Origin of the sequence: Helicobacter turcicus, from assembly GCF_019711685.1 — a bacterium.
GTDB classification, from domain to species: Bacteria; Campylobacterota; Campylobacteria; order Campylobacterales; family Helicobacteraceae; genus Helicobacter_D; species Helicobacter_D turcicus.
The window spans coordinates 21,279-41,402 of record NZ_JAIGYQ010000002.1 but is presented as its reverse complement, the minus strand read 5'-3'; the positions used below and the strand labels follow the sequence as shown (position 1 = coordinate 41,402).

The following is a 20,124-nucleotide window of genomic DNA, read 5'->3' as shown; positions in this document are numbered from 1 at the left end:
ACTATTTTATTAAGCTTTTTGCTACTTCTGTAATATTTTCTACACTAAAACCAAAATGTTTAAAGAGTGCATCACCTTTACCGCTTGCCCCAAAACCTTGCATTCCAACTACTGCATCAGCAAAGGCATACCACTCAATTCCCCTGCTTGCTTCAATAGCTAATACCTTGCCTTGCAACAAGGAATCCTTATAGGCTTTATCTTGTTGCAAAAATAAATCATAGCAAGGCACACTCACCACACGCGTAGCAATTCCCTCGTTCTCTAAGATTTGCGCACTTCTTAGCGCAAGCTCCACTTCACTTCCTGTTGCAAGCAATGTAAGCTGTATGTTGTTGGAATCCTTTTTAATATATGCACCCTTTAGCACATCTTCTTTGCGCACACTTTGCAGCAATGGTAAATTTTGACGACTTAGCACAAATGCACTTGGTGCTTCTAGCTCTAAAGCTACTTGCCAACATGCAATGTTTTCAAAGCCATCGCATGGACGAAAAACATTTAAATTTGGCATTGCACGAAAATGGCTTAATTGCTCAATAGGTTCGTGTGTCGCTCCATCTTCACCCACACCAATACTATCATGCGTCCAAATATAAAACACTTTAGAGCGCATAAGACTTGCCACACGCACACTTGGCGTCATGTAATCGCTAAAAACAAAAAATGTCGCGCAAAAGGGTAAAAACAATCCATAATTTGAAAGCGCATTGCTAATTGCCCCCATTGCATGTTCGCGGATTCCAAAGTGAAAATTGCGTCCCTTTGGAAAATCACCCAAACCTTTAAGCTCTGTATTGTTTGAAGGCGCTAAATCCGCACTTCCACCAATAAATCCGGGCAACGTCTTAGCAATCGCATTTAAAACCATTCCATTGCTCACACGCGTTGCCATCTTATCCTCTTGTGCAAAATTCGGATATTCAATGCTTGAAAAATCTGGTTTTAACATTTTCTCTAAAAGTGCTTTTTTATCACTTTGCTCTAAAGTTTTTTGCCAAGCATGATTTGCTAATGCACCTAGTTCTGCGGTGTTTTTAAAGCGTAAAGCAGAAGTGTTTGGGATAAAAAACTTAGCTTCTGGATTAAAACCTAACTTTTCTTTAGAAATTGCAATCTCTTCATCACCTAGTGGAGCACCATGTGCTTTATGCGAGCCACAAAGACTTTGTGAACCCTTAGCAATTTGTGTTTTAGCAATAATTAGCACAGGCTTACTTGCGCTCTTTGCTCGCTCTAATGCTTTGTCAATTTCTAGGAAATTATGCCCATCAACACTCAAAATCTCCCAATTTTGTGCTTCAAAACGTGCATTTACATTCTCACTCCAAGCAACATTACAATCCCCTTCAATTGTAATATCATTAGAATCATAAATTACAATTAGATTGTCAAGATTATGATGTCCTGCAAGTGAGCAAGCCTCATAAGAGATTCCCTCTTCCAAATCCCCATCGCCACATAAACAATACACTTTATGATTAATCAAATCTTTACCCAATAAATTACTAGCAAGTTTGCCTGCCATTGCAAAACCTACCGCATTTGCCACACCCTGCCCTAGTGGTCCTGTTGTTATCTCAACTCCGGGAGTGTGCTTATACTCTGGGTGTCCTGGAGTTTTGGAACCAAATTTTCTAAAGCTTTTCAAATCCTCCAAACTTACATCAAAACCCCATAAATGCAAGAGAGAATACACAAGCGCACTTGCATGTCCGCCACTAAAAACTAATCTATCACGATTAATCCATTGTGGATTGCTTGGATTTAATCTAATATGATACCCAAGCACAACTGCAATATCTGCCAATCCCATCGGTGCACCTGGGTGTCCGCTATTTGCACTTTGCACCATATCTGCACACAAGAATCGCAAGGAATTCGCCATTAAAGTATATTCGCCAAGCTCTTTTTCATCTAACATTTGATTCCTTTATTTGCGATTTCACTCTAAAACGTGATTAAAAATTTGAAGCAAGGATTCTACTACAAAATCTCTTAATTTTAGAGAATCTTTTGCACTTTTACACATTTAATATCTTGTTTGCAAGCTTTACAACGGAATTTCTCACCCTTTTGAATACGCCTGTGAATATCCAGTGGAACATCATGAAGCTTACCAGAACAAGAACAACCATAATAATACACTTCTGCTGCCACTTCAATCCCCTCTTCTGTTGTTTCAGAATTTTGTCCTGTAAGCATACTGCGACGAAATTTCTCAATTTTCATATCTTCTTTTAAAATATGATCCAAAAGCCATTTTTTTGCAATAATATGCAACTTCTCTTTCATATCATTAACATTTTTTACATTCTTAATTAGCATAACCAAGCTCTTTGTAAGCTCATTATGAATTTTCTTATGATTAGCAATCTCAGGATAACCAATTTTTTCCATATATTGTTCTTCATCGCTAAAATGCTCTTTAATATAATTACAAAACTCTGCTAAAATTTCACGAATTTCGCCTGGCGTTACTTGATGATTTAGCATAATATATGCTTGTTTAGCTAATTCAAAAAGCTTTTTATGCTGTGCGTCAATATGTGCATTATGCACACTATAAGAATCGCTCCATTCAATCATCATCACTCCTTTTTTAAATCACTACCCAAATTATCAATTCCTAACTTTTAAAAACTCACTATACAAATCTTCTAACCTCTTCAATGCTTCTGCATACTCTCCGTCCTTTTGTATTTGAGATTCTAACAAATCTAACCTCTTTTTTAGATAAGCAAAAAATTGATAAGAAACATCTGGAATCTTATTTAAATCATCACTCATTCCCTTTATGATATTTCTTGCTGGAATCCCAACAGCAGTGGAGTTTGGTGGGACATGACGAATCACCACAGAGTTTGCTCCAATCTTTGAGTGCGCTCCTACAACTATATTTCCAAGTACTTTTGCCCCAGCACCGATAATCACAAAGTCCTCAATTGTTGGATGGCGCTTCACTCGCTCTAAACTCACTCCACCTAAACTCACTCCTTGATAAATCGTTACTTCATTTCCCACTTCTGCTGTCTCGCCAATCACAACACCCACTCCATGGTCAATAAACACACGATGTCCAATCTTACATGCAGGATGAATATCCACATTTGTTATCCACTGAATAATCCCCATAATTATTCTTGCTAACACTCTAAAACCTTTTATGTAGAGCTTATGTGCCACTCGATAATGCACAAGAGCAATTAGACCGGGATAGTTAAAAAACAATTCCACTTTAGAATTAATTGCCGGATCTTTTTCTAAAATCACTGCAAAATCCTCTTTAATAGTGCCAAAGAGTGTCGTGGCATAATTCAAAGCATTTCCCCTTCACTTTTAAATACTGTTCTTAAGTACCCATTCTCGCTTAACATTACATAAAGCTGCCCTAAAACTTCTTTTTTTGCTTCTTCTGGAATCTCCTCACTCTCATCTAAACGTTGTTTTAAAAAACGCTCAATCTCTTTTGTATCATAATCTAAATCTTCTAAAACATCCAAAATTGTCTGGGCTTCTAAAAGATTCTCTATGCTATAACCCCCATCTTCCTCATCAAAAACAACACTAAATTCCGTTGGGTGTGTAAAAAGATTATGGCGCATTCCAAGCACTTCTTGATACGCCCCTACTAAAAAGAATCCTAAAAAATACTCCTCTTTATTCACATCAATGTCATGCAAAAATAGTGGAGCATTTTTATCAAAAGTTATTTCCCCATCACTATCACAAGTAATATCCCAAAGACTTGCACTACGTGTTGGACGCTTGTTTAATCTATCAAGAGGAATTACTGGAAAGCTTTGAGAAAGCCCCCAATAATCTGGCAAACTCTGAAAAAAACTACAATTTAGCAAATAGCGCTCTTGAACTTGCTCTTGGATTCTAATAATATCGCTGTGGTTTTTATGTTTTAATATCTTAATCACTTTTTTAATGATTAAATGCACCAAAACTTCTGTATTGCTTCTATCTTGTAAATCAATATAACCCAAATCAAAAAGTGTCAAAAGAGATTCCATATGCTCTAAACTATCGTGCAGATATTCAATCGCATAACGCTCATTAATCGTGTTATATAGGTCTAATAATTCTTCAACAAGAGGGGGATTTTTTTCTTTTAAATGCAATGCTTTTTCATCATATTCTTGTGAAAACAACTCAAGAACAGGAGAGATAAGCACTGCGTGGCTAGCAGATACATAGCGCCCTGATTCTATAAAAATATCTGGTTCTGGCTCTTTTTTATTCTTCGCAATCTCTTTTAGCGTAAAAACAACATTTCCGCTAAACTCCGCTAATGTGTAGTTCCGATTCTGTTTATTTTCATGCTGCGCATATTCTACGGCTAAACCTCCACCGATATTCACATTATTTAGATTTTTCGCTCCCATTTTTCGGAGTTCTGCATAAATATTTCCTGCCTCACGTAATGCTTTTTTAAGTGGAGCAATATCGCTAATTTGACTTCCAATATGAAAATGAATCATTGTAAATTTATCTAGAAGCTTGTTTTTTCGCAAGAGTGAAATGGCTTCTACAAGCTCCGTTGCAGTCAAACCAAATTTAGAATTAATCCCTCCACTTTTCGCCCAAATTCCAATTCCAGTGCTATGCAAACGAATTCTAAGTCCAATGTTCGGATAGGGCTTACCAAGCGTTTTTGCTACCTCAATAATCGTTTCAAGCTCGTTTAATCCCTCAATGGTTAGCGTAATATCATGCCCCATTTTCGCTGCAATAAAACCTAGAGAAATCATCTCCTTATCTTTAAATCCATTAACCGTAATAGGAGCACACTCATTTGTATAAGCCATTGCAATAATTAGCTCTGACTTGCTCCCTGCCTCTAGCCCATAGCAACGGTCTGTATTTTGCTTCATTAAAGGTAGAATGAAATTAGGATAATGATTGACTTTGATAGGAAAAACAGCCTTAAAACGCCCTTTGTAGTGGTGTTCTTTAATAGAAGATTCAAAATTTGTAAAAATCTTTTCCACTTGCTTTTTCATCAAATGGGGAAAGCGCACAAGTAAAGGTCCTCGATACCCATCTTCACGCACTTTTTTCACTATATCAATGAGTGCTGGCTTACTTTTATAATTAACCTTTACTTGCCCATCTTCAATAATAAAATCGTCTTTTCCCCAATAGTCAATCCCATAATCCACCATAAACTGCCTTTTTAAGCTTTAATATCAAGCAAAGTTTGCATAGTAGAATCTGCGGTTTTAACACTTTGTACGTTTGCTTCTACGCCGTTTTGCCCTACGATTTGTTCTGTCATTTGCGTAGTTAAATCGACATTAGAACTCTCTAGTGTAGCTTTCTGAACATTTGAGTTAATTCCACCTTGAGCAACAGAAAATGCGTCATAGCCATAGTTTGTACCAATAGTCATAGCCAATCCTTTAAAAGTAAATTTTTGTTATGCTTAAAAGCACTAAACTATAACTAAAAATTGCTAAAAAATTCCAAAAACATAAAGCAAATATGAGGAATTGTAAAACTTTAAGAATCCTATAGAAATGGAAGTTTTGAATTTCAACTCTTAACGTGTTTACAAAAAGTTGTCTATCAGAAGATATAAGGTTGTCTAAAGCACAACTGCTCTAGACTTTAAAAACTATCCTAAAAACTCACGCTTAAAATACTCTTTTGAAGCCTTGCATAAAGGACAAGCACCCGGAGCCTTCTTACCACGATGAATATGTCCGCACACTTCACAAACCCACACTTCTTCATTACTGCTTTCAAAGAAGCCTTCTGCATCTAACATTGTTTTAAGCTCTAAATATTCACGCTCATGCTCAACTTCAACCTTACCAATGGCATTAAATAAACGCGCAATATCTTTTCTCCCCTCTTCTTCGGCAATTTTTGCAAAGTTTGGATACATTATTGTATGTTCGTAATTCTCACCCTCTGCTGCACTTAGCAAGTTTTTAGACGTAATTTCAAGCTCTTTTCCATCAACAATTTTATGATACGCTTTAAACTCCGCCCTTGCATGCCACTTCTCATTCTCTGCAGCTTCTCTAAAATGCCTAGCCACTGCATGCCAGCCCTCCTCTTCTGCTACATCGGCAAATAAATCATACTTATTGCGCGCCATTGATTCCCCAGCAAAAGCTTTCATTAAATTAACAGCAGTTAAATCTTGTGTTACACAAGCCATTGCTTCACCACAACAGGTAAGTGTTCCACCACCAACATTTTGAACTTCCACTTCATTGCCACATTTTTGACATTTGTATGTTTCGTATTGTCGCATTAAATACTCCTTAAAAATTTAATAATTCTGTATTATAACATAGAATTATTAAATAATAAATATTATCAATAGAAATTTTTAGAATTTTAAAGAACATATTGTTTCAAGGAAGCATCCAAGCTCTAAAAGGTTTGGTTTTAAGCTAAGACTAATTAACTCTATTACTTGCACCAAGCAACCCAAACAAACTTTACCTATTTTTTAGACAAACATATAAGGCTTTATAAAACTTCCTAACTTTTTCATTTGCTCTAGTTATTACAATGATAATCTGCTTTTGGAATGCTCTTTTCTCATTATTAACTCACTCTAATCATACTTGTAAGCACCCAATAAAGCCACAAAAACTTTCAAAAACTCCGCAGATTTTGCTTATAAATTTTGCAAGATTGCTTCTGCAACTCTTTTTGGATTTTCCGCTTCGTAAATTGGGCGTCCTACCACGATAAAATCACTTTTTGCTTCCTTTGCATCTTGCAAGGTTGCCACACGCTTTTGATCGCCACTATTCTCACCAAAAGGGCGGATTGCAGGCGTTAGCGTTAAAAAATCATCGCCTAATTGCTCCTTTATCATCAAAGATTCTGAACAAGAACAAACCACACCATTCACACCACATTCTTTTGCCATTTTAGCAAACTCTAACACTTGTGTTTCAAGCCCTGTATGGTAGATTTCAAAAAAACTTTCTTTATTAAAACTTGTTAGTGCAGTTACTGCCATAACAAGTGGCGGATTTGGAATTGTTTTTAACCGCTCCATCACTTCTAGCATTGCTTCCTTGCCACTGCTTGCGTGGATTGTTAGCATATCTACATTAAGCATAGCAATAGATTCTGCGCTATCTCCCATTGTGTTTGGAATATCATAAAGTTTTAAATCCAAAAAGACTTTAAAAAGCGGATTAACTGCCTTAATCTCTTCTAAAAAAGTTGAACCATCTCGGATAAAGCTCCTTAAACCCACCTTTATCCAAACTCCCTCTACATCTTTTAGGGATTCTAGAAGCTCTAAATTCTCCTCCTTGCTTGGTAAATCTAATGCAACACAAAGCTTCATTTCTCTGCCTTTTTCAATAGGGAATCTTTTTTAGAAATTTTAAAGCTTGATTGTTGAGAATCACTTTTTTTGGGATTTTTAACAATTTTGGATTCTTTATTCTTAAAATTCTTAACCTTAAACCCTTTTGGCTTTGCACTCCTATTTTGAAAACCATGCTTTGTGGAATTCTTTTTATCTTTTAGGACTTTAGATTTCTCTTGTTTTGTATATTGCACACTTTTAGCACTCTCTGCAATTTGCACTTGTTTTTGTCTTTGCGCTTCCTCTAATGCTTCTTTTAGAGATTCCACGCTTATTGTTGCATTTTTTGCAATCCCATCTAAGATTCCATTAATAAATTTTGTAGAAGCCTCATTGCTGAAATTTTTTGTAATCTCTAAGGCTTCATTGATAACAATTGCTTTATCTATTTGGCTAAAAATAATTTCATACACACCTAAGCGCAAAATTGCACGTTCCATATCACCAATGCGTTCAAAATCCCAGTTTTCAATCTGATGTTTAATGCGTAAATCAATTTCTTCTAAATATTCCAAAACACCATTAAACAACGTTTTTGCAAATACACTTTGGGCATTTTTAATCTTTTGTTCATTTAGAATTTCTTCCATAAAGTTTGCAATTTTGTCATTTCCGCTTCCATAAGCATATAGAAGCTGTGCAACGACTTCCCTAGCTTGCGTACGCGTTGCCATTTACACACCAAGCTTTCTATAAAGGTTAATCAGCTCAATAAGCCCAACCATTGATTCAAAGCCCTTATTTCCAGCCTTTGTTCCAGCACGTTCAATAGCTTGTTCAATACTATCTGTTGTTAGCACACCAAAAGTTACTGCTGCTCCATAGCGTACCGTTACATTTGCAATGCCTTTTGTAGCTTCAGCACTTACATAGTCAAAATGTGGTGTAGAACCACGAATGATAGCCCCTAAGCAACAAACCCCGTCAAAATCACCTTGCGCTAACACTTTTTCTAACACAAAAGGAATTTCAAATGCACCTGGAACTAGAATATGTGAAAGATTCTCATCTCTTCCGCCATGTCGTAAAAAACAATCCCTAGCACCTTCTACTAATCTATCAGTAATCAAATGATTAAAACGGCTTGAAATAATTGCAATTTTCTCATCACCAATTAGGGACAAACTTCCTTCAATTACTTGCATTGCTATCCTTTATTTATAATATTGCTAATTGCTAAAATCTCTTCGCTAAGTTTTAAAAGCATTTGCGGTGTGAGCATATTTGGACCATCACTTAGAGCATTTTTAGGATTTGTATGTACTTCGGCAAATAATCCATCAATCCCTACAGCGGCTGCTGCACGCGCTAAAAGGGGAGCAAAAGAGCTATCACCTCCACTTTTTCCCTTTAAACCACCGGGCATTTGCACCGCATGTGTTGCATCAAAAATCACAGGAGCAAAAGAACGCATAATTGCTAATGAGCGCATATCCACAACTAAATTTCCATAACCAAAGCTATTCCCTCGCTCTGTAAGACAGATTTTATACTCCTGTGCGCTTTTAAAATCTACATTTTGCGCATTTGGATTCCGAGTTTTTAGGGCTTTTAATACAGAATACTGCATATCTTGGGGACTCATAAATTGCCCTTTTTTGATATTTAGGGTTGCTTTTGTTTTAGCCGCTGCAACAATCAAATCCGTCTGCCGACATAAAAATGCTGGAATTTGTATGATATCCACGACTTCTGCCACAGGCTTAGCCTGATAACTTTCGTGAATGTCGGTAAGAAGCTTATAACCAAATTTCTTTTTGACCTCCGCTAAAGATGCTAACCCTTTTTCTAAGCCCGGTCCGCGGTAGGATTCTAAACTTGTGCGATTTGCCTTATCAAAACTTGCTTTAAAATAAAAATCAATCTTAGGATTTTTCGCTAAAGGCTCTAAAGACTCCGCAATTTCTTCTAAAATCTCTTGTTCTTCTATAACACAAGGTCCTGCAATAATAACCATTTCTAACCTTTCAATAAATTAAACTCATGCATTTTAAAGTCATAATTATACACTTCTCCGCTCTCAATAATGTAATGCCAACCATAAATTTTAAGAGTACGTGCAAGGTATTTTTCCTTAACTTTTGGGTAAGTAAAAAGATTCACAATTTGTTTTTCAATATTAATCTGCTCTGTCAAATACGCCCGCATTGCATTATTTTTTGGCTTTAGAGCTAAAACCTGCTCTTTTACTGATGCAATTAGCTTTAACCAATTTTTGACATTGGGCATACTCTCAAAATGCCCATCTTCATACAATGCTGCACAACCTCCACAATGCGAATGTCCACAAATGATAATATTCTCTACCTTTAGTTCCTCAAGTGCGTATTCAATCGCAGAAGTCGTAGCTAAATATTCCTCTACTTCACGATAAGGAGGCACGATATTTGCAATATTACGCACCACAAATAATTCTCCGGGCAATGTATTTGTAATGAGATTTGGCACAACCCTAGAGTCCGCACAACCTACAAAAAGCGTATGAGGGTTTTGTCCTTCTTTTAGATTCTCAAAAAGTTCTTTATAGGCTAGAAAATTCTCCTCTTTAAATCTAATAGCACCTTCAAAAAGTAAATCTATTGTGTTTTGTGCATTTGTGAAATCTTGCATGCTTTCGGATTTCATATTTTGCTTCATTACCAACCTTCAAGGCTTAATCTTAGCAATATCACCAATCACACTAGATAAATCCTCACCAATACTATACACATACAAATCCACACGACGATTTTTCGCACGCAATGCTGGAATATCATTGTTAGCAATAGGTGAAAATTCACCTTCCCCGCCTCCTAAAATGCGTTCTTTCTGTAAGCCTTGTTTAAGAAGTAAATCCGCCACATTCACCCCACGCGCAACAGAAAGCTCTAAATTATCCTCAAACACTGCATTTTTACGCATTGGCACATTATCTGTATGCCCTATTGCCTTAATAAGCACTTCTTTTGGCATTCTTAAAAGTTCTAAACTTAAGCGCTTTAAAAATGCAATTCCACTAGGATTAGTGAGCTGCGCACTCCCTGTGGCAAAAAGTAACTCTTCTGGAATCCTAATAATCACGCCTCTTTCCGCTTCTTCAAGCTCTACACTAGGACCATTTGAAATACGATTAACTTCATTGTAATCCGTAATTAAACTTCCAAAAATATTCACAACATTATCCATTTCCACTTCTGTTTCAATGGGTGTTGCCTTAATGGGGGCTGGAGGATTGATTTGGCTTTGAGAACCTTTTTCAAGCACAGCAAGAGAACCTTCTAACGACCCTACTGCTTGTGCGATTCTTTGCGTATCAAAAGTTGCCATTGAAAGCAATAGAATAAAAAATGTTAAAATCAGCGTAACCATATCGCCGTAGGTCCCAAGCCATAACGGAACACCTTGTGGGCAATCACAAGCTGGACATTTCTTATCCTTTGCCACTATCTCTCCTTTCTCCAAAATTTTGGGATTATAACCTATATTTAGTTATAATGCTGTTTAATTTTTAAATTTTTGTGAGGAAATTTTGCACACAATTATTGATTTTATCGTGGAATCCGTAAGTGCTTTTGGATATTTTGGAATCTTTTTTATGATGTTTTTAGAAAGCAGTTTTATTCCTTTCCCTAGTGAAGTCGTGATGATTCCAGCAGGATTTTTAGCTCATCAAGGAGAGATAAATTTCTTTATCGCAATTCTTTGTGGAATATTAGGCTCACTTGGTGGCGCATTACTAAATTACTATCTAGCTCTATATTTTGGGCGTGAATTGCTCATAAAATGGGGAAAATATTTCTTTTTTAATGAAAAAACAATGGTCAAAATGGAAAACTTCTTTGACAAACACGGACATATCTCCACATTTAGCGGACGTTTAATTCCAGTAGTTAGACAATATATCTCACTTCCAGCAGGACTTGGCAAAATGTCTTTACCGCTTTTTTGCTTTTATACAAGTTTAGGAGCTGGAATTTGGGTTATTATTCTAACAGCTCTTGGCTATTTTCTAGGGCAAAATGAGGCAATTTTAAAAGAATATTTACATCTTATTACCATTGCCCTGATTCTTCTTGTGAGTGTTGGAATCTACATATACATTTACCTATGGCGCAAAAAACAGAAATAAGCCTTAAGAGATTTATCAGTTTTAAAGAATCAAAATATCTCTGTGTATGAGATATAAAGTTATTTAACGTATTATGGATTCTAAAATTAAATATGGGGTGGGCGATGGGAATCGAACCCACGACCCTCAGGACCACAATCTGATGCTCTAACCGACTGAGCTACGCCCACCATAGAAGATAAATAAGGAAATGGTCGGGGCGAAAGGATTCGAACCTTCGACCCCTTGGTCCCAAACCAAGTGCGCTAACCAGACTGCGCCACGCCCCGACTTTGCAAAAAAGAATCGCAATTATACCTCTTTAACACTGCTTTGTCAAGGCTAGGCACTCCTAAATTCTATCCTTCAAGTTCATTCCACCAAGCATTACAAGAATCGCATAATACAGTTAATTGCGAAGTGAAATCCTTTTTTCTATGCGATTGACAAAAGCTCTTATGCGCTACTCCATTCCATATCTCTTCTAAATCCTGCTGATATACGTTCCCTATGCAAAACTTCTTGGTATCTTCCCTACCTAAATAATGCCTTTGATGCGCACAATGCCCAACATCTCCACTTGGAAACACATAAAGATTCGCAAAAGGGGCACTACAAATATGCCTCTCTTGCCTTATTCTAATCTCTTCAGTATGATTTGAATCTACAAATTGCCCACTTTCTGCATAACAATCAACACTTACACTAATACGATTAGAAAGCTTTGTAATACGATTCCAAAACTCTAACATTTCTGGCATTCTATGCTCTTCATAAATAATAGCAAAACGCACAAACAAAGGAATTTTTAAGCTTTCAATAAGTTTAGTGATTTCTATTAAACGTTTTTTAAAACTTTCAAAAAAATTTTCTTCACACTGCGCATAGGTCTCTTTTGTAAAGCACACGCTAATCTCCCAAGAATTCGCCCCTGCTTCTACTAGCCGTAAAAACTTCTGTGGTGTTAGCAAAACCCCATTTGTGGCAATCTCTACTGATTCCACTCCATACTCTTTAGAACGTTTAACAAAACTCTCTAGCCTATCATCTAAAAGTGGTTCTCCCGGACCCGAAAAAATACACTTTGCCTTTGCTTTACCCGCGTATTGTAAAATTTTTTCAACTTGTGCATCAGCAATTTTTTTATCCGTCTTAAAATAATCATTGCGTAAAGTTTTACTCAAACTAAAACCAAACCAATGACAAAATAAACAATTTGTATTGCAAATATTTAACAACGCTATCCAAATCGTTTTTGGATACTCAAAAAAAGAATCTTTAACCACATTCCATTGCGAAGAAAGATTATACAATCTCCTATCTTCATAAAATTGCGTTTTATAAGCAAGATTCCATTTAGAATGCATTTGATTGCGTGCCTGTCTATCAATGATACGATTTTTATACGCATATTCTACTGCATAACGAGGAAAATTATCTAAACACACTAACTTAAAAAATACAGAAGTCTTAACTTTCTCATAGGGGTTACAAAAAGCAAAATAGCTATTTTGCTCTGCTAGAATAACTTTTTGGATAGATTTAAAATCATAATCTACTAAATCTATATTAAAAGCTACAAGAATGCCCCCCCCCCCCCGCACATTTACGCAAGAGATTAAAAAACTCTACACCATAAAAATCATCAACAAAAGTGATTTCTATATCTTCTTGTAAAATCTCCCTTAGCACAAGATAATCTCCCACCTTAATAGGGGTTTTAAATTTAACAAAACTCATTGTCTGCATTATTGTCCTTATAAATATATTTAACGCTTTTACCACTTAAAAAAATCTTTTTTATTAAAGCAAATTCTAGCATATTTCATTCCCAACATACAAATTACCTATTTTAAGAAATAGAATTAATGTATAAGTATAAGGGTTATTTCTAAAAAATTACTCCCCAGACAATATGCAAGAAAACTTGAAAAAATCAAATGATAAATTCTAAAAGACTAGAGCTTAAGAGTGAGCATAAATCATAATAAAAAGATTAAATCTTCACAATTTTTGCACCAAAACCACCAGCTTTTGGTGGAGCATCTTGAAATTCTAAGACTTTTGGATGTGTTTTTAGAAAATCTCTCACTACACTTGAGAGACGTCCTGTTCCAATTCCATGGTAAATTAGCACTTCATCAAAACCAGCAATTAGGCTATTTGAAATAAATGTATCAAGGGCTTCTAAAGCTTCCTCTGCACGCATTCCATGCAAATCTAATACCGGAGAGAGACTTTGTGGAGCTTTAATATCAATCTTTGTTACAGGTGCGCTTGGAACATTCCTGCTTAATTTTAATTCACTAAAATGTGCTTTAATTTTCATTCCTGATTCTAATTCCACTAATGCACCTTGTTTATTTGAGCTTAAAATCACACCACACATATTGCGGTATTTTACACGTGTTCCTTGAATGAAAGCTGTGAAATCCTTAGGTGTGAAATCACTAGAAGCGGAATCCTGTTGTATTACTTTTGCCTTATTTAGAAGTGTGTTTGCATAATGCATTGCTCTATGAATGTCGCTTGTGTTTTTTTCTTTTATCGCCATTTTAGCAGCATTAATAGCATCCAAATAAGCAGATTCTAGGGAGTTTTGCAGTTTGTTAAAACGTTCTTGCAGAGTTATTTCTTTGTCTTTTAGATTCTGTATTTTTTGTTCTAAAATCTCACTTTTTTTCTGTGCGCTTGTAATTTCTTGTTTAAGTTGCATTTCAAGACGTGAGGCGTTTTCAATGAGTGCATTTAACTTCTCTTTATCTTCACCATAAAGAGTTTTTGCACTATGGATTAGCTCTTTTGAGATTCCATAGCGCAATGCAGTTTCAAAGGCATAACTCTTGCCAATTGTCCCATCTAAAAAACTAAAAGTTGGCATTTGACGTTCTTTGTCAAAAAGAGCCGCTAGGAGTTGAACTTTTGAATTACTAGCCATTAGGGCAGCTAAACGCTTATGGTGCGTGGTAATGATGATTTTATTATTTTTTTGCATCAGAGATTCTAACAGAACTTTAAACAAACTTGCGGCTTCATCGCTATCTGTGCCTAGCTCAATTTCATCAACACCAATGATTCCATCTCTTTGCTTTAGAATCTGACTAAATTCTAGCATTCTACCCCCAAAAGTAGAAATATCGTTTTTACTATTTTGAGGGTCTTCAAAAATGAAATCTAGGTGCTTGAAATTACCAACACTAGATTTTGCAGCATTGATTGGAAGCGGAATTAGGTATTTTGAGAGAAAAACTACGCTTAAAATAGATTTTAGGAGCATTGTTTTTCCTCCAGCATTCACACCAGTTATCATTAAAATTTGCCCTTTAAAATGCAAGGTAATGGGTTTTGGGTTTTTCAAGGCTGGGTGACTGAAGGAATCTAGGATAATCTCTGTAGTATTTAATTTTGGAGCTAAGAATTCTAAGTTTTTAGCCTTAGCAAAATTTAGACGTGCTTGATAGGAATCAAAGCGGTCAAACTCTTTGTTGATAAATTTTAAAAATAATAAATGCTTAGTAAAAATGCTTGAAATTTCACGACAAATTTCGAAAAGATAGGATTCTCTTTGATTTTTTAATGCGCCATATTTGTCTTTTAAATTTGCGATATTTTGAGGGAACACATAAAAGAAACCTGAAGCAGAGCGATCTAAAATCTGCCCTTTTAGAATATGGTGGAATCCTGCTTTTAAAAGCAAGCATTCCTCATCGTTAATTAAGTGGATTTGCTTATCTACTAAATAAGCAGAGAGTTTATTTTGGTTTAGTGTATGGAATAGTTGCTGAGAAATCTCATGCTTTAGGCGTTCAAGGTCAGCATTTATGGAATCCAATTCTAAATAAATGCCACTTTTTAATCTCCCATCTTCTAAGAAAGATTTTACAATAGGTAGAATCTGCTCTGGGATTTGGATACTAGAAAACCACTCTCCTAAGATTCCCTCGCATTTTAGACTTTTTAAGTAAAGAAAATAGCGGATAATTTTGACAAACTCAAAGATTTCATCTAACTTTAAAAAACCAAATTTTTTAAGCAATGCAAGCTGATGCTGGAGATTTTTTACTTCTTTTGGAGGTGTAAAAATTAATGTTTCAAGAGCATTTATATAACGCAAATGCACTTTAGCATCGCCTTGCAAAAATAGCTCTTTTGGGCGCGCTAAAAAGCTTTCAAAACTTTTACAATAATCCTGTAAATCAAGTGCTTTAAGGCTCTTTTGCATCTTTTAAGATTCTTTTGTGTTGCAAGCTTTTAATGGAATTGTCATGTGCTTATATTCACTCTCTTCCTTGCCCATTAACGTGAGTGTTCCGCTAATAAAATTAAAAGTTTTGTTGCTCACTTCTAAGGTTTTTGTACCAACTTGACATTGTAATGCTTTACCTTGCAAGAAAGTTTGGGTAAGCTGTATAAGATGTGCTTCATTTTTATCTTGATTATGTGTAAAAATTCCAATACCAATAGAAAAAACTAGCAATGCAATTCCAATACTAATGCGCATTTTGTAACTAATGACATTATACTTTGCTAAAAGTTGAATAAGCACAACAAACAGAATAACGACAAGTGCTACAATAAGAATAAAACGTAACATTTAGATTCCACCTCTTAGCGCATAGGTGAGATTTCCTGCATTAAAACCCACTAAAATTCCCTCGTCTAAACACGCAATTTGCTTACTATCTTTAAATAGGCATAGGGAATTACCCTTGCGCTTCACATCATCAGCAAAAATGGGATTATACCGCGCAAAAAGCTTGGTGAAATCCATGGCAATAGCATCTTCCCCCACAGCATACACAGGTAAAATTACCAAAGAATCCACACCCTCAAAACAAGAAATAAAACCTTCTAAATTATCCTTAATACGTGAATATTTATGCGGTTGCCAAATAGCTACTAATTGCTTTGCACCCATTAGCTCTTGATATTTTTTAAGTGCTTTTAACGTAGTGGTAATTTCTGTAGGATGATGTGCATAATCATCAATAATTACGCATTCTCCCTCTGTTAAAATATCAAAGCGCTTTTTGATTCCGCAATAATTTTGGATATTTTCTCTAATCTCATTTAAAGGAAGAATTTGAGAAGCAGCTAAAATAGCAAGTGCTGCGTCAATGGCAATATGCTCACCTAAGCCATACACACTAAAAGTGCCATAATCTTTACTATTATTTACAAGTGTAAATTGCGTCTTTGGCATACCATTTTCTATAACATAATGCACATTATGCAAATCCTTACTAGGATAGAAGCGACAAACATTATCTAAGCCTTCTAATGCACCCAAAAAGGAATCTTCAGCATTAATAATACAAATTTTTGCAAGATGTAAAAAGCTTTCATAGGCTTGATAAAACTGCGCTAAATCATGCTCGTAAGTCTCCATATGCTCTGGTTCTGCGTTAGTTACAATTGCACAAGTGGGATTGCATTCTAAAAAGCTTTTATCAGATTCATCAGCTTCAAATACTACGCGATTGCCACTTAATGCACGTGCATTAGACTTAAATTCTTTACTCTCTGCGCCAATTAGCGCACTTGCATCTTTTAAAATCGCACTTAATATTGCTGTTGTTGTGCTTTTTCCATGCGCCCCTGCAACAGCAAAAACTTCTTTGTTTCCCAAAATCATCTTTAGAGATTCCTTCCGTGAGAGAACGGGTATATTTTGCAAATGAGCTTCTTGGACTTCAATATTATCTTCTTTGATAATTGCAGAGTGAATCACTAAATCCTGCCCACAAATAGCTTCTTTGGTATGAGGAATGCTAACTTTTATCCCCATTGCTTTTAACTCTTTTGTTACGCTCCCCTCTACCACATCAGAACCGCTAATCTCCACACCTTGTGCGCGTAAAAACTTCGCAAGAGCCGAGATTCCAATCCCTCCAATACCAATAAAGTGGATTCTTTTAATACTTATATCCACTTAGAGATCCTTAAAAGCGCATCTTTAATCACCGCTTCCTCATAGACTAGAGCTAGGCGCACAAAATTACTTCCAGGATTCTCACCTTGCACATCCGTTCGTGATAGGAAGCTTCCGGGTAAAACTAAAATATTTTCCTGCTCTAAAAGATTACGCGTAAAGGCTAAGTCATCTTTAACAGGAAGCCATACATAAAAAGTCTCTTTTGGGATCGGCAAGTTTGAAATCTTTTTACAAAGAATCTCTTTAGCAAGCTTTAAATTCTTTGCATACTCAATGCGCGAAGATTCTGTATGCGCTTCGTCACTCCATGCAACACTTGCAGCCTTTTGCAATGGCAAGGGAGAAGCACAACCTATATAGGTGCGGTATTGCATATATGCTTTTAAAACTTCAGAATCTCCGGCAATAAAGCCACTTCTAAGTCCGGGCGCACTAGAACGTTTAGAAATGGAATTTAAACTTAAGATATTTCTAAAATGTGTATTTCCCACTGCAACACTAGCTTCTAGAATAGAAGTGGGCTTTTCACTGCTATAAATCTCACTATAACACTCATCATTTAAAAGCAAAAAGTCAAATTCTAATGCATTTTTGACCCACTGCTTTAGTGCTTCAAGGGACATTGTCGCGCCTGTTGGATTATTTGGCGAGTTTAAAATCACTAAATCACACTTTTGCATCTGCTCTTTTGTTAGGCTTGGCATAAAGTTGTTTTCTTGTGTTAAATTCATATAAATTGTTTTTGCTCTTGAGGCAATGCTAGCACCCTCATAAATTTGATAAAACGGGTTTGGGTGGGCGATTACTGGGGATTTTTTGTCAAACAAATAAAACTGCGGAAAATTAAAGAGCACTTCACGTGTGCCAAAAGTTGGGATTAACATTGTAGTGTCTAAATCTACATTAAAACGACGTTTTACAAAGCCTAGCATTGCCTGCTTAAGATAGTCTTCGCCAGTGGTTTTTGGGTATTTATTGAGCAAATCTACACTTTCTTTTAAAGCATTGCAAATACTTCTAGGAGTGGGGAATTGTGGCTCACCAATAGTAAGCGTAATGCGTCCTGCTTTTATAGGAATATCTTTAATAAGTGCTTGAAGTTTTTCAAAAGGATAGGGTTGAAAGTCCATTATCTTTTTCCTTTTGTGGATTTTTTATTGAAATCTTTTTTTGATTCTTTAGTAGATTTACCATTTTGTTGTTTTTTAATCTCTTTAGTGGATTTTTTATTCTTAAAATCTTGTTTGCTACCCCTATAATCACGTTCATTTTTACCCCTGCTCCTAGAGTGATTTTTATTCGCACTTTTATCCCTTTCTCTTGAGCCTTGTTTGCTATCCTTTTTTTCTTTATTCCTATTGCTATCAAGCTGAAATTGGAACGCATTTAAATCTTTTTTATTTAAACCAATTTTATTTGGTCCTAACACCTTAGATTCTTGAAGCACCATTGAGAGTAACTTACAAACAAGCTGTGTCATATCCGCATTGCCGCGAATCTGTTCATACACACGCAATGCATCATCACTAATTGTGTGCTTTAAGATTTTTTCTAAAATGCTAGAGTCCTTTTTGTCCATTGTGTCTTGTATATTTGGAATCTCATAGAGTTCAATGCTTGCCTTTGTGTTTTCTTTAATACGACGCAATTCCTTAAACTCTAGGGGAGTTGCTAGTGTGATTGCTATACCCTTTTTACCCGCACGCCCAGTTCTACCTATTCTATGCACATAAGATTCTGGATTTAAAGGAATATGAAAGTTAAACACATGGCTAACACCACTAATATCAAGCCCTCTTGCGGCAATGTCTGTGGCTACTAAAATGTCAATGGTAGAATCCTTAAAGGCTTTCATAGATTTCACACGTTCTCTTTGCTCCATATCTCCATGGAGTGCACCAGCTTTAAAACCGCGTAAAAGCAAACGTTCAGAAAGAATATCCGCTTCTTTTTTCATACGTGTAAAAATAATTGCCTTTTGTGGCATTTCACTATCAATCAGTCGCACAATTGCATCTTCACGTTCTTGCTCATTAATAATATAATAACGTTGGGCAATGTCTTGATTAGTCGTATCATCAGGAGTTACTTTAATCAACTTTGGATTGTTTAAAATCTTTTGGGCTAAATGTTTAATTGGTGTTGGCATTGTCGCAGAAAACAACAACGTCTGTCTATCATCAGATAAATAAGTAAAAATCTCTTCAATATCATCTAAAAAGCCCATATCTAGCATTTCGTCAGATTCATCAAGAACTACAACACTTGGACAGAAGTTTTTTAAACGTTCATTACGCAAATGATCTAGTAGGCGTCCGGGGGTTGCAATGATAACTTGTGGTTTTTTTTCTAAGAGTTCAATTTGTCGTTTTATAGGTTGTCCGCCAAAGAGAGAAATGGTTTTAACTCTATTGTATTTGCCAAGCTTAAAAATCTCATCACTCACTTGCATTGCAAGCTCACGCGTTGGCGTAACAATTAGCACTTCAATACTGCCATCATTTTTAAGATTATTAATTAATGGGAGTCCGAAAGCAGCGGTTTTTCCCGTTCCTGTCTGGGCTTGTGCAATAACATCAAGTCCGTCTAAAATAATTGGAATTGCTTCCTTTTGAATTGGGCTAGGTTCGGTAAAACCCGCCTCCCTAATCCCTCTTAGCACACTCTTTTTAAAACCAAAACTCTCAAAACTTTCCCTAATATCCCATGCACTCGCGTCTATTTGCTTTTTCATAATTTCCTTTT

General features: G+C 35.9%; 20 protein-coding genes and 2 tRNA genes. 1 reads left to right on the top strand and 21 read right to left on the bottom strand.

Translation table 11 applies throughout. The annotated features are described in order from the left end of the window. Position 1 precedes the first annotated feature (1 nt). From tkt to K4G57_RS01740, 12 genes are all read right to left on the bottom strand, one after another. A complete protein-coding gene (gene tkt, locus K4G57_RS01795; protein WP_221531605.1) occupies positions 2 to 1,924 on the bottom strand; it encodes a transketolase in 1,923 nt (640 codons plus the stop codon). Between the two features lie 80 nt (positions 1,925 to 2,004). Next, on the bottom strand, positions 2,005 to 2,592 hold the full coding sequence (locus K4G57_RS01790) for a bacteriohemerythrin (protein WP_221531606.1): 588 nt from the start codon (positions 2,590 to 2,592) through the stop codon (positions 2,005 to 2,007). 30 nt (positions 2,593 to 2,622) lie between these two features. Continuing rightward, positions 2,623 to 3,321, bottom strand: coding sequence for a serine O-acetyltransferase (cysE, locus tag K4G57_RS01785; RefSeq protein WP_221531607.1), 699 nt, complete (start codon positions 3,319 to 3,321; stop codon positions 2,623 to 2,625). Then, complete coding sequence (gene speA, locus K4G57_RS01780; protein WP_221531608.1) at positions 3,318 to 5,174, bottom strand: arginine decarboxylase; 1,857 nt, start codon at positions 5,172 to 5,174, stop codon at positions 3,318 to 3,320. Before speA ends, cysE begins: the two co-directional genes overlap by 4 nt. A gap of 11 nt (positions 5,175 to 5,185) precedes the next feature. Next, positions 5,186 to 5,401: a flagellar basal body rod C-terminal domain-containing protein gene (locus K4G57_RS01775; protein WP_221531609.1), complete on the bottom strand. Its 216-nt coding sequence runs from the start codon at positions 5,399 to 5,401 to the stop codon at positions 5,186 to 5,188. Positions 5,402 to 5,626: 225 nt separating this feature from the next. Continuing rightward, positions 5,627 to 6,274, bottom strand: a complete 648-nt coding sequence (locus K4G57_RS01770) for a ferritin family protein (RefSeq protein ID WP_221531610.1) — start codon at positions 6,272 to 6,274, stop codon at positions 5,627 to 5,629. Between the two features lie 372 nt (positions 6,275 to 6,646). Beyond that, complete coding sequence (gene pyrF, locus K4G57_RS01765) at positions 6,647 to 7,333, bottom strand: orotidine-5'-phosphate decarboxylase (protein WP_221531611.1); 687 nt, start codon at positions 7,331 to 7,333, stop codon at positions 6,647 to 6,649. Then, positions 7,330 to 8,031, bottom strand: a complete 702-nt coding sequence (gene nusB, locus K4G57_RS09285) for a transcription antitermination factor NusB (protein ID WP_221531612.1) — start codon at positions 8,029 to 8,031, stop codon at positions 7,330 to 7,332. The genes pyrF and nusB overlap by 4 nt, the downstream gene beginning before the upstream one ends. Further along, positions 8,032 to 8,502, bottom strand: coding sequence for a 6,7-dimethyl-8-ribityllumazine synthase (gene ribH, locus K4G57_RS01755; protein WP_221531613.1), 471 nt, complete (start codon positions 8,500 to 8,502; stop codon positions 8,032 to 8,034). A 2-nt stretch (positions 8,503 to 8,504) separates the two neighbouring features. Then, the gene (gene kdsA / locus K4G57_RS01750; protein WP_221531614.1) at positions 8,505 to 9,314 is read right to left on the bottom strand and encodes a 3-deoxy-8-phosphooctulonate synthase; all 810 of its coding nucleotides are present in this window, start codon (positions 9,312 to 9,314) and stop codon (positions 8,505 to 8,507) included. Positions 9,315 to 9,316: 2 nt separating this feature from the next. Continuing rightward, positions 9,317 to 9,967, bottom strand: a complete 651-nt coding sequence (locus K4G57_RS01745; protein WP_221531662.1) for a carbonic anhydrase — start codon at positions 9,965 to 9,967, stop codon at positions 9,317 to 9,319. 36 nt (positions 9,968 to 10,003) lie between these two features. Beyond that, positions 10,004 to 10,780, bottom strand: coding sequence for an OmpA/MotB family protein (locus K4G57_RS01740; RefSeq protein ID WP_221531615.1), 777 nt, complete (start codon positions 10,778 to 10,780; stop codon positions 10,004 to 10,006). A gap of 85 nt (positions 10,781 to 10,865) precedes the next feature. Between K4G57_RS01740 and K4G57_RS01735 the strand changes: the two genes are divergently transcribed. Then, positions 10,866 to 11,465 (top strand): DedA family protein, encoded by a 600-nt coding sequence (locus K4G57_RS01735; protein ID WP_221531616.1) that lies wholly within the window; start codon positions 10,866 to 10,868, stop codon positions 11,463 to 11,465. Between the two features lie 93 nt (positions 11,466 to 11,558). On the opposite strand, the gene K4G57_RS01730 is transcribed toward K4G57_RS01735, so the two are convergent. From K4G57_RS01730 to K4G57_RS01690, 9 genes are all read right to left on the bottom strand, one after another. Beyond that, positions 11,559 to 11,635 (bottom strand) — tRNA-His (locus K4G57_RS01730). 21 nt (positions 11,636 to 11,656) lie between these two features. Then, positions 11,657 to 11,734, bottom strand: a tRNA-Pro gene (locus K4G57_RS01725). A 69-nt stretch (positions 11,735 to 11,803) separates the two neighbouring features. After that, on the bottom strand, positions 11,804 to 13,048 hold the full coding sequence (locus K4G57_RS01720; protein WP_221561791.1) for a radical SAM/SPASM domain-containing protein: 1,245 nt from the start codon (positions 13,046 to 13,048) through the stop codon (positions 11,804 to 11,806). Next, the gene (locus tag K4G57_RS01715) at positions 13,014 to 13,193 is read right to left on the bottom strand and encodes a hypothetical protein (RefSeq protein WP_221561790.1); all 180 of its coding nucleotides are present in this window, start codon (positions 13,191 to 13,193) and stop codon (positions 13,014 to 13,016) included. Before K4G57_RS01715 ends, K4G57_RS01720 begins: the two co-directional genes overlap by 35 nt. A 247-nt stretch (positions 13,194 to 13,440) precedes the next feature. Next, positions 13,441 to 15,666 (bottom strand): endonuclease MutS2, encoded by a 2,226-nt coding sequence (locus K4G57_RS01710; RefSeq protein ID WP_221531619.1) that lies wholly within the window; start codon positions 15,664 to 15,666, stop codon positions 13,441 to 13,443. Positions 15,667 to 15,669: 3 nt separating this feature from the next. Further along, entirely contained in the window at positions 15,670 to 16,038 is a 369-nt protein-coding gene (locus K4G57_RS01705; protein ID WP_221531620.1) for a hypothetical protein, read from the bottom strand. Beyond that, positions 16,039 to 17,376 (bottom strand): UDP-N-acetylmuramate--L-alanine ligase, encoded by a 1,338-nt coding sequence (gene murC / locus K4G57_RS01700; RefSeq protein WP_221531621.1) that lies wholly within the window; start codon positions 17,374 to 17,376, stop codon positions 16,039 to 16,041. Next, complete coding sequence (locus tag K4G57_RS01695) at positions 17,367 to 18,509, bottom strand: succinyldiaminopimelate transaminase (protein ID WP_221531622.1); 1,143 nt, start codon at positions 18,507 to 18,509, stop codon at positions 17,367 to 17,369. The genes murC and K4G57_RS01695 overlap by 10 nt, the downstream gene beginning before the upstream one ends. Continuing rightward, complete coding sequence (locus K4G57_RS01690; protein WP_221531623.1) at positions 18,509 to 20,113, bottom strand: DEAD/DEAH box helicase; 1,605 nt, start codon at positions 20,111 to 20,113, stop codon at positions 18,509 to 18,511. The genes K4G57_RS01695 and K4G57_RS01690 overlap by 1 nt, the downstream gene beginning before the upstream one ends. Between the last annotated feature and the right edge of the window lie 11 nt (positions 20,114 to 20,124).